At 63.6% G+C, this 738-nt stretch carries 2 protein-coding genes; both read right to left on the minus strand.

Annotated features, from left to right (window positions below):
• Nucleotides 1-411 (minus strand): type I-U CRISPR-associated RAMP protein Csb1/Cas7u (cas7u, locus tag P1S59_14565; GenBank protein ID MDF1527447.1); only part of this gene is annotated, 411 nt, incomplete at its 3' end.
• The coding region (locus tag P1S59_14570; protein ID MDF1527448.1) for a hypothetical protein at nucleotides 408-738 on the minus strand (331 nt) is incomplete at its 5' end. The genes P1S59_14570 and cas7u, both read right to left, overlap by 4 nt.

Here is a 738-nt window from a genome sequence, read left to right on the forward strand (position 1 = left end):
TGCCCGGATGTCGACTGCCCCGGTTTCCATCCCCGCGGCCTCTTCTTTGAGCCTGTCGTAGACGCTCCTGTCCTGTCCTTCCAGGATATACGGCGAATTGATGCGATGGGCCTCAAGAACGGAGTTGGTCAGCACACCGCCGCTGTGGGACCGGACACGGATGTACGGCAGTCCCTTGAGGCCATCGATGAGGTCGTCTGTTGACTGGTCCCAGCAAGCCATTTCCATGCGGTTGGCGACGGACTGGACGGATTCTACCAGGAGCATCTCGGTCCCGTCGGGGAGCGTATAGCGGGCCGGGCCGAGGTCGGCGAAGCCCGTGGGCTGGAAGCGGTGGCCCTGGAGCGGTTGGAGTTTCGCCTCCATGAGCAGGCGGGGGGATTCCCTGAGCTTGTCGTAATCGATGGTCATGAGAGTGCACCTCCTTCAGTATCCATTTTGGCGGCAGGTTCGGATGGGTCGTCACCCAAATCGCCGCTGCGAATGATGAGACTGCCCAACTGGCTCACGGCGCCCATGGTGACAGGAATGAGCAAAGCGGCCGCGAGGCGTCGGGGATCGATCCCCGCGCTTCCCATCTGGTCCAGTTCCTGCCAGTCCCCGTCACGGGTCTTGAAGCCGCGTATCGGCCCCGGCATCGGATCAAGACCCGACGCCCGGAGGCGGCGCATGGCGATAGCGCATGTTTCGCCGAGTCGCCCCGCGCGGAGAAGACGAAGGATGGACGGTTCAGGGCGG

The organism is bacterium, from assembly GCA_029210965.1.
Taxonomy (GTDB): domain Bacteria; phylum BMS3Abin14; class BMS3Abin14; order BMS3Abin14; family BMS3Abin14; genus JALHUC01.